The sequence below is a fragment of the Gordonia sp. Z-3 genome (assembly GCF_036233855.1).
GTDB lineage: Bacteria > Actinomycetota > Actinomycetes > Mycobacteriales > Mycobacteriaceae > Gordonia > Gordonia tangerina.
Map to the genome: position 1 here is coordinate 114,567 of NZ_JAZARS010000015.1, position 12,404 is coordinate 126,970.

Here is a 12,404-nt window from a genome sequence, read left to right on the forward strand (position 1 = left end):
TCGATCAACCGACCTCGGCACGACGGATCGTCCCAGCGTGCCGCGTTCCCGACAGTAACACGCATCATCGCAGGACACAGTTACAGCCGCATCGCCGGCACAGCCTTGCCGGGCCGGTGCCCGTCAGCCGGGCAAGATGATCGGCGGCAACCCGGGAATCGGGTTGGGGATCACGCGCTGACGCGGACGCGGGCGTGGACGCGGCTGATTCTGCTGCTGTTGGGTCGGCTCGCTGGTGGTGGTGGACGGCGGTGGTGGCGGGGGCGGCGTGTAACGTGCCGCCGCCACCCCCGCGTCCACCACATCGGCCGGGTCCGCATAGGTCGGCGTGGGGGCGTCAGTGGTGTGGGTGGCAGCCGACGATGCGGTCGGCCGCTCGGCCGGGTCGCCGTCACCGCTGGCCCCGAATGCGACAGTCACCGCGATCGCCGCTACCACTCCCGCAGCGCCGACGCCCACCAGCAGCCTTGTCGGCATGCGCGGCCGCGACTTTCCGGCGGGCACCGACGGCACCGCAGCGGCGGGTTCGAGAGACCAGTCGCGCGGGTCGTAACCACCCGGGGGCGGGGACGGAACGTCGGTGACCGTGCGCGGTGCCGGGTCGTCGAGCGTCGCGGGGGCATCGAGCAGATATGGGTCGCCGGCTGTGCTCCGCTCGGGTTCGCCGTGGGGCGAAGGTGGCTGACCGGCACGCGCCGCGACATCGTCCGGCCGATGACCGTGGCGATCGTGGGTGGCGGTCACCACTGCAATCGGCTCGGTGATCGGTGTCAGCACATCGTCGATCCACGCGACGGGGAAGTCCCCCGATTGAGTGGGTTGCGCGACCGGCTCGGCGTCAGCAGGTTCTGCGGCAACAAATCCCGCGGTAACGGATTCTGCGGGAATCGGTTCGGGGGCAACGGATTCTGTGGGAATCGGTTCGGGGGTAACGGATTCGGGGGCAACGGTGTCGGCGCCGGGCAGTTCCGGGTCGACGGGCTCCGAACCACCGTCACTGTGCGGGAATTCGGTTGTCGCCGAGTCGATGAGCTGCGCCCCGATCGCCTCGCTCGGCATCGGACCGGCCGGCCGCTCGACGACCGATTCACGGACCTCATCGTGCGCGTCATGGCGGCTACGCGGGCCCGCGTCGACCGCCGTCCCGATCGCCAGGACGGGCCACGGTGTGCGCGCGGCGAGCGCCGTGAGCAGACCCGGCCATGTCTGATGCCCTGGTGCGAGCACCACCGACCGCACGGATTCGGTGGTGGTCGTGGCCACCTCGTCGCAGAGTCGGACGACCTCGTCGGCCAGTGATGCCGTCGCCTCGTCCAGGTCACGTTGGGCGACACGAAAGAACCGCACGTGCTCACGGCCCATGATGAAGGTCGCATCCGCGGTGGCCAGCCGAGCGCGGGCTCGTGCGGCAAGCGTGAGTAACTCCGCGGTCCACTCGTCACTGGTCGGCTCGGCAACACGACCGGTGCTCACGAGATGATCGGCGAGGAGCTGATCGAGCACGTCTGGACGGATACCGGCGGCGGTGCGCTCCCCGATCACCGCTTCCAGTCGCGGGTCGGCCAGCCCCACTCGTAGACCGCCGGGCCGCACGTCGATCACGACGAACGGCAGCTCTGGCGGGATGGCGAGCGCGTTCTGCTGGGCCGAGACGTCAGCGAGAACCGACCGGTCGATCGGACGTGCGTCGAAGTCGGTGGTCGCGTCGACCGACCGATCGTCATCCGTCGAGTCGTCTGTCATCCGATCCGATGCCCTGCGTCCGTGAACACTTCCCCCGTGTGCGCGCCTCGGCGACGACGTCGCTCCATGGCACGCGGTCACGACACTAACATGACCGCCTCACACGTGCGGTCGGGCGATCTCCGGAGCCATCGGATCGCCGCCGGATACCAGGTCTGCGGGAAAGTGCGAGACCGCAGGCCGCATGGGGCCGCCGAGCGCATGCAACCGCCACCCCGCCGACCGCCAGGCGCCGGCGTCCAGGCAACGCCGACCGTCGACGATGACCCGAGCGCGCACGACGTTGGACAGTTCCTCGGGCACCATGTGCACGAACTCCGCCCACTCGGTCGCCACGACGACGGCATCGGCGGCCTCGCAGGCTTCCACCGCGCTGTCGGCATAGCCCAGCGTCGGATACAGACGACGCGAGTTTGCCACCGCCTTGGGGTCGAAAACCGTCACGGTGGCGCCGCGCAGCGCCAACTGACCGGCGACGTTGAGTGCGGGCGAGTCCCGCACGTCGTCGCTCTCCGGTTTGAACGCGGCTCCCAGGATCGCGATGTTGGTGCCCAACACGTCGCCGCCGACCGCGTCGGCGACCAGGTCGACCAGCGCGCCACGGCGACGGGTGTTGATGGCGTCGACCTCCCGCAGGAACCGCAGCGCCCGCCCGGCGCCCACTTCATCGGCGCGGGCCAGAAACCCGCGGATGTCCTTGGGCAGGCAACCGCCGCCGAATCCCAGTCCGGCATTGAGGAATCGACGTCCGATGCGGTTGTCGTAGCCGATCGCATCGGCCAAGGTGGAGACATCGGCACCCACGTTCTCGCAGATCTCACTGACCGCATTGATGAACGAGATCTTGGTGGCCAGGAAGGCATTCGCCGATACCTTGACCAATTCTGCGGTGGCCCAGTCGGTTCGAACGAACGGTACCCCGGATTGCAGGATGTCTCGATAGATCTCAGCGAGAACTCGCGCCGCGCGGGTGTCGTCGCGGTCGGGATCGGCGCCCAGCACCAGTCGGTCGGGTTCGAGGGTGTCCTCGACGGCGAAACCCTCCCGGAGGAACTCCGGGCTCCACACGAGTTCGACGTGTGTGTCAGGTGCGGCGAGCACCGCGATCCGCTGTGCGAGTGCTGCCGCGGTCCCCACCGGCACCGTCGACTTGCCGATGATGAGGTGGTCGCCGCGGACCAGCGGCGTCAGGGCGTCGACCGCCGCCTCGACGTGCGACAGGTCGACCCCGTACCCGCGACGCTGCTGCGGGGTGCCGACGCCGAGGAAATGCACCGAGGCGAACTCGGCTGCCGCGCGGTGATCGGTGGTGAAGCGCAGCCGTCCGGCGGCCAGGTTGCGCCGCAACACATCCGACAATCCGGGCTCGAAGAACGGGACCTCGCCGTTCTGGAGCCGCGCCACCTTGTCGGCGTCGACATCCACACCCAGTACGTCATGTCCCAGCTCGGCCATGCAGGCCGCGTGGGTGGCCCCGAGGTAGCCACACCCGATCACCGTCAACTTCATGGTTCTGTGGGTACGCGGGGTATCCGTCGTCGACGCTACGGTGACGTGACCCGCCCCGATCGATCAGGTGAACACCAGGTCGTCGACGGTGAACGCGGCCCGAATCGGGCGCGGTGTCCTCAGTCGGCGGGCTGGGTGAAGTTCAGATATGCACGCGACGGCGTCGGGCCGCGTTGGCCCTGATACTTCGAACCGACCGACGAGCTGCCGTAGGGATGTTCGGCCGGGCTCGACAGCCGGATCAGGCAGAGCTGGCCGATCTTCATTCCCGGCCACAAGGTGATCGGGAGGTTGGCGACGTTCGACAACTCCAGGGTGATGTGGCCGGAGAACCCAGGGTCGATGAAACCGGCCGTCGAATGCGTCAGTAATCCGAGCCGCCCCAGTGAGGACTTACCTTCCAGACGTCCGGCGAGGTCGTCGGGCAAGGTGCAGACCTCGAGGGTTGAACCGAGCACGAACTCGCCCGGGTGCAGGACGAACGGTTCGCCCTCCGCGGGTTCGACGAGAGACGTCAGTTCATCCTGCCGCTGCGCCGGGTCGATGTGGGTGTACTTCGTGTTGTTGAAGACACGGAAGAGCCGATCGAGTCGCACATCCACGCTGGACGGTTGGACCAGCGCGGGATCGAACGGCTCGAGCGCCAACCGTCCGTCGGCGATCTCGGCACGGATGTCGCGGTCGGAGAGGAGCACGTTGTGAGGTTATCCGACGCGGGCCGGTGAACGACGGATGGCCGCCGGCTGTCGAACCGAATGCGAATCGTTCCGAAGCATGGTCAACGGGTCGAATCGTCTTCTACAGTGAGCCGCGTGATGCTCGCGTGATCGCTGCGTGACATGCGCGAGACAACGACCGTAGGTGGGTCCGGGGCGAACCCGGCGTCGCGTGTGGGAAAAAGGGGCACATGCGCAAGCGTGGGGGGTCGGCTTTGTCGGATGTGAGTGGTCACGCCGGACGGCGGGCGCTGGTGGTGGGGATCGCCGTAGTAGTGGTGACCGCGGTGGCGATGTCGTTCGGCACCGAGCGGGGCGTCGGCGCACTGGCCTCGGCGGCGCCGACCGTACCGTCGGCTGCAGTCCCATCGAGGACGACGGCCGAGCCAGAGGAATGCGTCGGGTCACGGTTCGCGACCTTCGGCGCCGTCTACGACGCGATCTTCGATTCGTTGCTACCGACGATGCCTGCCGATATCCAGCAGCGTGCACCGTCGATCAAGGCGCGCGCCCATCGCGATATGCAGGGGCTGCGAATCTCGAAACTCGCGGTCTCCAATCACCCCTACGACCTCGGCGCCGACGACGAGGACCCGATCATGACCTACCGGGACCCGATCTCGCAGTGGATCGTCACGCAGTTGCTCAACGTGCGCAACGGCGAGGCCACCGAGGCGATTCCGGTGGAGAACCTGACCGTCGCGCAGGCGGTCGAGACGGTGTGGCTGTACCTGTACGTCACGGTGATGGTTCCGCTCACCATTGCACGCCGGACCATACCGTCGATCGCGACGATCGCCGGGCCGATCTCGGTCGGCACGTTGATCACGTTGCCGATCCTGCTGGGGGTGTTTGCCGCGACACAGGTGTACCAGGTCGTGAGTGCACGTCTGGTCGAGGCGTGCATCGTGTCGGTGACGCATTCGGAGAAGGAGAATGCCGGCAAGTCGGTGAAGGATCTACGCTTCACCCGGGCCGTGCCCGGCCTGCTGCGCGACATCGCCGGTCAGGTGGACCTCGCCGACCCGGAGAACTGCCCGTCGATCGGCACGCTGCCGCTGTCGCGGATCGTCGAGCGTACCTCGAATTATCTCCAGTCGATCACCACTGATTCGGCAACCGATCGCCGGATCGCTGCGATGGGTGACGGTGTGGCGCAGTGGATGCGGAACACCCGGGTCCATCAGAATCTCATCCCGGCCGATCCCGCCGACTACAACACCGCCGAGTACGCGATCTCACAGATCGGCGTGTTGATCCCGTACGTCGGTGGCGCACCACTCGACGTGGTGATCGGGTTGAGCCACAACCGCAATCAGGGTGCCGACTTCGCGGCGACGGCCCCGATCGCCGATCTTTCGGTGACGAAGACGTTGACCGCGGCTTACTACGCGTACGCATTGACCGCACACATGGTCGAGTTGGCCTGGTCGGAAGCCGGGGTCGATCCGGCCGCCGCCCTGCTCAACGACCTGCTTCCCGACGCCGGCATCACTGCGGACATGATCCCGAAGTCCACCGGCCTCGTCGGCGCACCCAACCTGTATGGACTTGTGGTGTACCACAACGTATTGCGGTCGATGTGCCTGGCCGAGGACAAGCGTCCGGCTGGAGCGGGAGCGACAACGAAGCGAGGGTCGGTGTCGGCTGCGCGGTGGTAATGGACGCCGTCAGGCCCGGCGGCGAGGCCGCACGGCCCGCTCGGTGATCGCCAGCACCACGCGCCGAGGCGCAAACCGGTTCGAGACGGCCATGATTCGGTTCTGCATGCCATCGACCACGCTCGGTTTACCGGCGTCCAAAGCACGCAAGGCGGTGTCGACGACCTGGCGTGTCGAGCGCCGCGCACCGACAGCCGCGTCGTCGGAACCAGCCACGTCGAAGAACTCGGTATCGGTGGCGCCCGGACACAGAGCGAGAACCTTCACACCGTGCTGCCGACCCTCCCACCAGAGAGCCTCGCTCAGCGACAACACATACGCTTTCGTGGCGCCGTAGACCGCCATGTGTGGGATCGGTTGAAACCCTGCGGTACTGGCCACATTGACGATGGTTCCGGCGCCACGCTGCGCCATCCGCTGAAAGAAGACCGTGGTGAGATCGGTCAGGGTAGCGACGTTGAGGGACACCTCGCCACTGATCCGCCCTGGGTCGGCGTCGACGAGATCACCGTGGGTGCCGAAACCCGCGTTGTTGATCACCATGTCGACGGTCAGTTCTCGCTTGTCGATCTCGGTGATCAGGGTGTGCGCAGCCCCCGGTACCGACAGGTCGCAGGCGATGACCTCGGCGCGAATGCCGTGCCGGCCGGCCAGTTCATCGGCCAGTGCGGCGAGCTTGGCCTCTGTGCGGGCAACGAGGATCAGATGAGAACCCCTGGCCGCCAGCGTGCGGGCGAACTCGGCGCCAATGCCGCCGCTGGCGCCGGTGATGAGTGCGGTTGTGTCGCGGTGGTCCACGGTTCGCTCCTGTCGGTCAGGCTGCCGGAAGGTTGAGGATGCCGAGCCCGGCGAACGCGAGGTCGGCGAGAATCTCGGCGTGACGCTCCAATTGGGGGCCGCGGTCCGCGGGTGTGCCGGCGTCGGCGAGACTCTTGATGCCGTGGAAGGCACCCACGAGGACAGTCGCCACCCCGCCCGCGTCGAGTTCGGCACGGAATTCTCGCGTCTTCTGGCCGGCTCGGATGATGCCGGCGAGCAACTCCACCCACGCATCGGTCGGCTGGGCCACGTTCCCGTCGAGCGCGCCGTCGGCACCGAGTTCGCCGGCCAGCCGGACGACGCTCCAGGCACCGGGTTCGTGCTTGAGCAGGTCGAGCATCGCCGGGAGCAGGTCGGCCAGCTGCTCGGTCGGTGTCTGGTGGGCCAGGACCCGCTTCTCCACCTGGTCGACCCATCGTTGCTCTTGGTCGGCGATGACAGCCGAGGCCAACGCCGCCTTGGACGGGAAGTAGAAGTAGAACGCACCTTTGGTGAGTCCCGATGTTTTGATGAGCTCACTGAATTTAGTTGCCGAATAGCCCTTTTCAGCGAATCCGATGGCCGCGACCTCGAGCAGGCGGGCTCGCGTTGCGGCGCCTTTGGCCGTGGAAGGTTGTGGAGAGCTCACACCTGCCAAGAGTAAACCTGTCGGTTGGTTTTTACAAACCTCCCGGTAGGTTCTTTGCCCGTGCTGGAGTGACGGACGCCTGCTCAGCCCTGTGCGCTGGGCCGGACGGCCAGTTCGGCGACGGCCAGTGCAAGCCGCCGCGGGACGAGTTGGCTGACTGCAACGACGACCAGGTTGTACAGCCCGTCCACGAGGCTGGGCTTGCCCGCATCGAGAGCCCGAAGCGCCGTGTTGACGACCTGGCTCGTCGACCGTCGCGGTCCGACGGAATCGGCGTTGGCGCCGGCAGCTTCGAAGAACCCGGTGTCGGTGGCCCCCGGACACACGGCGAGCACCTTGACCCCGTTCTGCTTCCCCTCCCACCACAGCGCCTCACTGAGAGACAGCACGTAGGCCTTGGTGGCCGCGTATACGGCCAAGTGCGGAACCGGTTGGAAAGCAGCGACACTCGCCACGTTGATGATCGCTCCTGCGCCCAGTTGTGTCATCCGCGACATGTAGACGGCGCAGAGGTCGGTCAACACCCCGACATTGAGTGCGACCGCGTCACGAATCCGCGCCGGATCGGAGTCCGCGAAATCGGCGTGCATCCCGAACCCAGCGTTGTTGACCAGGATGTCGACGGCGAGTCCCCTACGATCGAGTTCCTCGACGACGTCATCGGACGCGCACGGCTCCGACAGATCCGCCGCCAGGTACTCGGCACGTATGCCATGACTGTCGTGCAGGTCGGTGGCGAGTTCCTTGAGCTTGGCCTCATTGCGCGCGACCAAGATGACATTGGCTCCGCGGGCAGCGAGACCCGTCGCGAAAGCGGCGCCGATACCTCCACTGGCGCCGGCGATCAGGACGGTCTTGTCGCGGTAGTCCACGCGTGACTCCTTCGTCGGGCATGTGCGGTCCGTCGAGTATGGAACCCACCTGCACCCCACGTCTGCCGAACGGCAGTCACCGCCACCGAACGACCCGTCACACCATCCACCGGGGCGTCGGCATCACCGCATGTCCGACCGTTTGCTAGGCTGTCGTTCGCGAGTCTCGGCTCGCACGCCGATGTAGTTCAATGGCAGAACATCAGCTTCCCAAGCTGAATACGCGGGTTCGATTCCCGTCATCGGCTCCAGCATCACCGCAGGTAGATCGGCTTTCAGGCCTCCTTCATAACCCGGCAGCGTTCCCCACCCCGGCACCACCCCGGCACGTGAGATCCCGACCCCTAGCAGCGAGCGATACGCTAGGAACGGTTCACGCGAGCGAAGGAGCAACGAGTTGAGCGTCTGGGAGCGGCTGGGATTCAGTGACAACCTCTACGCAACGCCTCCACTCCCGGGCAACGAGGAAGGCTCTCGGCTACTCGTCGGGCGAGACGGTGAAGTTGAAGACCTGCAAGACCATTGGGCATCTTATGACACCCACGCGTCCGTCGAAGGGGCGAACGGAGTAGGCAAGACCAGCTTAGTCGCTGTTGCTGCGTACCGCGATATGAAGGCACGAGAGGAATCTCGCAGACCTCTAGTAATCCCGCTAGATGAGGTGTTTCAGCTAACAGCGGACGCATCCGAGCTTGACTCTAAGATCTATTATTCGATCGCTCGAACCCTTCTTCAGCAGGAATCCCGCCTCGCACGTCTGGGTTATCCGGTGACAGAGATTTCCGACTTGAAGCAATGGATGCAGTCACCCACAAATCGATCCGGCGGAGCAAACGCATCGGTTCTCGGATTTGGAGGTGGAGGAAGCTACGGAACGTCATCGAATACCTCGGCAGGATTCACCAACTCCGGCTTCAAAGAAATCGTTCACAATTCCCTCCGCCAACTATTCCCAACAAAGTCGGCTGGTTCGCTTATCGGAGTTCTTGACAATATGGAGCTGCTGTCGACGTCCAAAGATGCTCGACGTCGGCTCGAAGAGATGCGGGATAGCACCCTGGCGATCACCGGGATACGCTGGGTTCTCTGCGGCTCCAATGGGATTGTTCGGAGTGTCGTCGGGTCGCAACGTCTGACGGGCCGCATTGCAGATCCGATCCGGCTTGAACCTCTTCGCGTAGACGACGTCCCGAACGTTATTCAGCGGAGGATTGACGAATATCGCACTCGCGCCGATGCAGAGGCACCAGTAGAGCCTGAAGGATTCGAGTACCTGTACAAAATAATGAACAGCAATCTCAGAATCGCGCTTAAACAGGCAGAAGAATTCACCCGCTGGTACGACAAGAATGCCAGAGGCACAGACAGCGAGAATCGCCTCCAACTCCTCGAAGTATGGCTTACTGAACAGGCTGATCAGTATGCTGGAGATACGTCCGTTACGCCTAGGCAGTGGCAACTCTTCGATGCTCTGGCACTCTTCGGAGGACGCTGCAGTCCCAGCGAGTACGAGAATTTCGGATTCGCGAGCAATGCCGCTATGCGGCCACATGTCAAGGCGCTTGAGGAAGCGAATCTGTTGGTCAGCGCCATAGATGAGGACGACCAAAGACGTCGGACTATCGAGATCACTGCGAACGGCTGGCTTGTGCGATACCAGCGCAGCGGCTACCGCACGGAGTAAGTCTTAACCTGCGCGCCGCCCCTTCAGTGCCGAGCGCGCATGCGCTCGCCCAAGAGTTGTCGGTACTTTCTGCCATGATCACGGTATGACTGAACACGACAGCGGCCAGAGTCCACCACAACCCCCGAGCTATGACGATCTGCAAAAGACTGCGGACTGGTTCGCCGAGCCCGACCCGTCCCTCCAAAGCATTGCCGACTTTGCCAACCGTGCGCGTGCTGGGTTCGGAATTACGCTGTTGACCGCGGCCGGAGCAATCAGTGGATCCGTTATTGCGCGGGAGGACTTCTACGCTGGCCTGGCGCATCTTTTTCGCGCAAGTGCCGAAGAAGTTGAGGACAAGGCGAAGCGAGAGGTATCGCTCAGTACTGCGGACCTCTTCTTTGGTACGCCTGCACAGCAAATGCGCGAGGAGCGTGAGAACGATGACAGCAAAGACGACGTCGCCCTAATCAATCAAGAGCAACTCACGCGCTTCATTCATCTCGAGAACGCCTTCATTCTCCAAGGACCCACTCGGCACAACCTGGGATTTTTCCGAGTGCAGTTGTCCCACGTATCGGCGTGGACGCTTGGCACGCTCGACTGACAGCTAACCCCGTAGCCGCACCACGTTCTCGGCCGTCGTCGGTGCCGACATCGCCGCCAAGGCCGACATCGCGTCGGCGTGGTCGTCTTCGAATAGGTGCGCGTAGACGCTGAGCGTTGTGGTGACCTTCGCGTGCCCCATGAACCGCGCGATCTCCAGCGGTGGGATTCCGGCCGCGACGCAGAGGCTCGCGTAGGTGTGGCGCAGCGCGTGGAATTTGAGCGCGGGCGGTAGCGCTCGGGCTCGATTCTGGTCGGTGGCCTGTCGGTTGGCCCGCAGCACCGCCGGACGGAACACGGCCTTGTAGAAGTTCTGGTGTCGGACCGGGGCGGTCCAGTCCAGCTCTAGGCGCTGTTCGGCCTCGTCCACGTTGAGCGAGGCCAGGGCGTCGGCGTTGCGTTGCGCCTTGGCTCCGGCCGACTCGGGAGCGTCGGCGTTGGGGTTGACGGCCCTGCCGGTCTGCTTGGGTGCGGTCAGCCGGAACGCCGGGAACAGCGGTGCGGTGGGCTCGTCAGCGCGGGGGTGCAGAGCCAGGTAGTCGCGCAGCACGTCCACCGTCGCCGGGGTCAGCGGGACGCGTCGCCGGCTCCCTCGCGTCTTGGGGGTGTCGTAACCTCCGGACGGGCTGAGGGTGCGATCAACTCGCAGAGTTCCGGGTTTCGGCCTCGCGTTGGGGTTGACCTGCCGTGCGGGTAGCTCCACGTCACCCACCTGCAAGCCTCCGATCTCTGCCGCCCTCAGGCCGCTCCACGCCGCCACGTACACCAACGCGTTGTACGGCCAGGGCGTAGCGGCCACGAGCGCCGACACATGTTCTGCCGTCAAGAACTGGTCTGGGTCGTCGACGACGCCGGGAGTGCCGCTGGTGGCGGTGCGCTCGCTCGGCAGCTTCACGTGGTCGGCGGGGTTGTCGCGCAGTAGGCCGTCGACCACGGCTTGCTCCAGCACCATCTTCACGACGAAGTAGGCGTGCCGGACGGTGCTTGGCGACTTGCCCGCTGCGGTGAGCGCCTGCACCCAATCAGCGATCTGCTGTCGGGTGATGCTGCCGACCGCCTTGCCGCCGAACGTAGCGATGATGGACAGGTGCGCGGTGCTGTTGCCGTTGTCGTCCTTGCGGGCGCGCTTCTTCGGGCTGAGCAGGTTCTCGTACTCGCCTCGGGCCCTGGGCTTCAAGTCGGTGCGGCTCGCCAACCACGTTTCCGCCGCGTGCGCGAACAATTGGTCGCGTGGGACCACGACACCGCCCGGCTGATGCTTCGCTGCGTTCAGCGAGTCGCGGAAAGCCTCGGCCTGCTGGCGGTCGCCGAACGACTTCTGCCGACTGCGGTACTGCTTGCGTCCCTCGGGGTTCTCGGGGTTCGCCGGGACTGGTAGGCCGCGCTCGTCCGTGACCACTTCACGCCACACGACTTCGTGTCGCTTGGTGCTGCGCCCCTTGGACTTCTGCGTCGTCGTGTGCGATCGCAAGTACGCCACGATTACGCTGCCTCCTTCGCTTGGCGAGCCAGCACGTCGCGCACCGTGGCGTAACTCCACTCTGAACCGCCTCGCGGCGTGGGGATTCCATCGGCGGTCAGCTGTGCGGCTATGGCCTTGGCTCCCATCCCACGATCTGCGAGCACCTTGATACGGCGCTCGGTGGGCTTGCTGATCTGCTTCGGTCGGCCGAGCGCCTTGCCTTCCCGACGAGCGCGAGCAAGGCCCTCTTTCGTCCGCAGGCTGATGCGGCGCTTCTCCTCGGCGGCGACGCTGTTCTTCACGTCCATGACGATGCGCTGGTTCGGGTCGCTGCTGTCGCCACCCTCGCAGTCCAGGAGCCGCCAACCGTAGTCCTCGGCTCGCTTGACGAGGCCGGCGAAATCCAGCTGACTGCGGGTGGCCCTGTCCAGCGCTCGCACGAGCAGAGCGTCGGCCAGGCCGTGCTCTATCGCCGCGACCGCCACGTCGCGCCCATGCATCTTGGTGGCCTTGCCGCCACTCACGACGTCCGTCGCGACGGTGAGCAACTCATGATTGTGCGCAATGCACCACTGCTCCAACGCTTCCCGCTGAGCCGCGAGGCCGTAGCCGTCCGCGGCCTGATCCTTGGTGCTCACTCGCACATAGCCGATGATCTTCACTTGCCCTGTCTCCCTTCGCTGGTGGTGGTTAACGTCAACCGGGCGTTTGGCGTTTACCAC

11 protein-coding genes and 1 tRNA gene are annotated in these 12,404 nt (G+C 65.3%); 4 read left to right on the forward strand and 8 right to left on the reverse strand.

Annotation, left to right across the window (positions count from 1 at the left end):
- Positions 1 to 123: 123 nt before the first annotated feature.
- The 3 genes from VX037_RS17615 to dcd form a co-directional block, all read right to left on the reverse strand.
- Entirely contained in the window at positions 124 to 1,743 is a 1,620-nt protein-coding gene (locus VX037_RS17615) for a hypothetical protein (RefSeq protein ID WP_328715144.1), read from the reverse strand.
- 99 nt (positions 1,744 to 1,842) lie between these two features.
- Entirely contained in the window at positions 1,843 to 3,252 is a 1,410-nt protein-coding gene (locus VX037_RS17620) for a UDP-glucose dehydrogenase family protein (RefSeq protein ID WP_328715147.1), read from the reverse strand.
- Positions 3,253 to 3,371: 119 nt separating this feature from the next.
- A complete protein-coding gene (gene dcd, locus VX037_RS17625) occupies positions 3,372 to 3,947 on the reverse strand; it encodes a dCTP deaminase (protein WP_235721898.1) in 576 nt (191 codons plus the stop codon).
- 212 nt (positions 3,948 to 4,159) lie between these two features.
- On the opposite strand from dcd, the gene VX037_RS17630 reads away from it, so the two are divergent.
- On the forward strand, positions 4,160 to 5,629 hold the full coding sequence (locus VX037_RS17630; RefSeq protein ID WP_287014923.1) for a hypothetical protein: 1,470 nt from the start codon (positions 4,160 to 4,162) through the stop codon (positions 5,627 to 5,629).
- A 9-nt stretch (positions 5,630 to 5,638) separates the two neighbouring features.
- On the opposite strand, the gene VX037_RS17635 is transcribed toward VX037_RS17630, so the two are convergent.
- The 3 genes from VX037_RS17635 to VX037_RS17645 all read right to left on the reverse strand — a co-directional run bounded on the left by VX037_RS17635 (position 5,639) and on the right by VX037_RS17645 (position 7,948).
- Entirely contained in the window at positions 5,639 to 6,427 is a 789-nt protein-coding gene (locus VX037_RS17635) for an SDR family NAD(P)-dependent oxidoreductase (RefSeq protein ID WP_235721896.1), read from the reverse strand.
- A 16-nt stretch (positions 6,428 to 6,443) separates the two neighbouring features.
- The gene (locus tag VX037_RS17640) at positions 6,444 to 7,076 is read right to left on the reverse strand and encodes a TetR/AcrR family transcriptional regulator (protein WP_235721895.1); all 633 of its coding nucleotides are present in this window, start codon (positions 7,074 to 7,076) and stop codon (positions 6,444 to 6,446) included.
- A gap of 83 nt (positions 7,077 to 7,159) precedes the next feature.
- Complete coding sequence (locus VX037_RS17645; protein WP_235721894.1) at positions 7,160 to 7,948, reverse strand: SDR family NAD(P)-dependent oxidoreductase; 789 nt, start codon at positions 7,946 to 7,948, stop codon at positions 7,160 to 7,162.
- Positions 7,949 to 8,125: 177 nt separating this feature from the next.
- Here VX037_RS17645 and VX037_RS17650 point away from each other — a divergent pair.
- The 3 genes from VX037_RS17650 (at position 8,126) to VX037_RS17660 (ending at position 10,221) form a co-directional block, all read left to right on the forward strand.
- A tRNA-Gly gene (locus tag VX037_RS17650) sits at positions 8,126 to 8,199 on the forward strand.
- 146 nt (positions 8,200 to 8,345) lie between these two features.
- Positions 8,346 to 9,632 carry a MarR family winged helix-turn-helix transcriptional regulator gene (locus tag VX037_RS17655; RefSeq protein WP_328715149.1) on the forward strand — a complete coding sequence of 429 codons (1,287 nt, stop codon included), beginning with the start codon at positions 8,346 to 8,348 and terminating at the stop codon, positions 9,630 to 9,632.
- 85 nt (positions 9,633 to 9,717) lie between these two features.
- Positions 9,718 to 10,221 carry a hypothetical protein gene (locus VX037_RS17660; RefSeq protein ID WP_328715151.1) on the forward strand — a complete coding sequence of 168 codons (504 nt, stop codon included), beginning with the start codon at positions 9,718 to 9,720 and terminating at the stop codon, positions 10,219 to 10,221.
- 3 nt (positions 10,222 to 10,224) lie between these two features.
- Here VX037_RS17660 and VX037_RS17665 read toward each other — a convergent pair whose 3' ends face one another.
- Both VX037_RS17665 and VX037_RS17670 read right to left on the reverse strand, forming a co-directional pair.
- Positions 10,225 to 11,700, reverse strand: a complete 1,476-nt coding sequence (locus VX037_RS17665; protein WP_328715152.1) for a tyrosine-type recombinase/integrase — start codon at positions 11,698 to 11,700, stop codon at positions 10,225 to 10,227.
- Positions 11,701 to 11,702: 2 nt separating this feature from the next.
- The gene (locus tag VX037_RS17670) at positions 11,703 to 12,344 is read right to left on the reverse strand and encodes a recombinase family protein (protein WP_328715154.1); all 642 of its coding nucleotides are present in this window, start codon (positions 12,342 to 12,344) and stop codon (positions 11,703 to 11,705) included.
- Between the last annotated feature and the right edge of the window lie 60 nt (positions 12,345 to 12,404).

Excerpts from the sequence above, each read along its gene's own strand:
- VX037_RS17660 (WP_328715151.1), top strand. The coding sequence starts at position 9,718 with ATGACTGAACACGACAGCGGCCAGAGTCCACCACAACCCCCGAGCTAT.
- VX037_RS17615 (WP_328715144.1), bottom strand. The coding sequence starts at position 1,743 with ATGACAGACGACTCGACGGATGACGATCGGTCGGTCGACGCGACCACC.
- VX037_RS17620 (WP_328715147.1), bottom strand. The coding sequence starts at position 3,252 with ATGAAGTTGACGGTGATCGGGTGTGGCTACCTCGGGGCCACCCACGCG.
- VX037_RS17630 (WP_287014923.1), top strand. The coding sequence starts at position 4,160 with ATGCGCAAGCGTGGGGGGTCGGCTTTGTCGGATGTGAGTGGTCACGCC.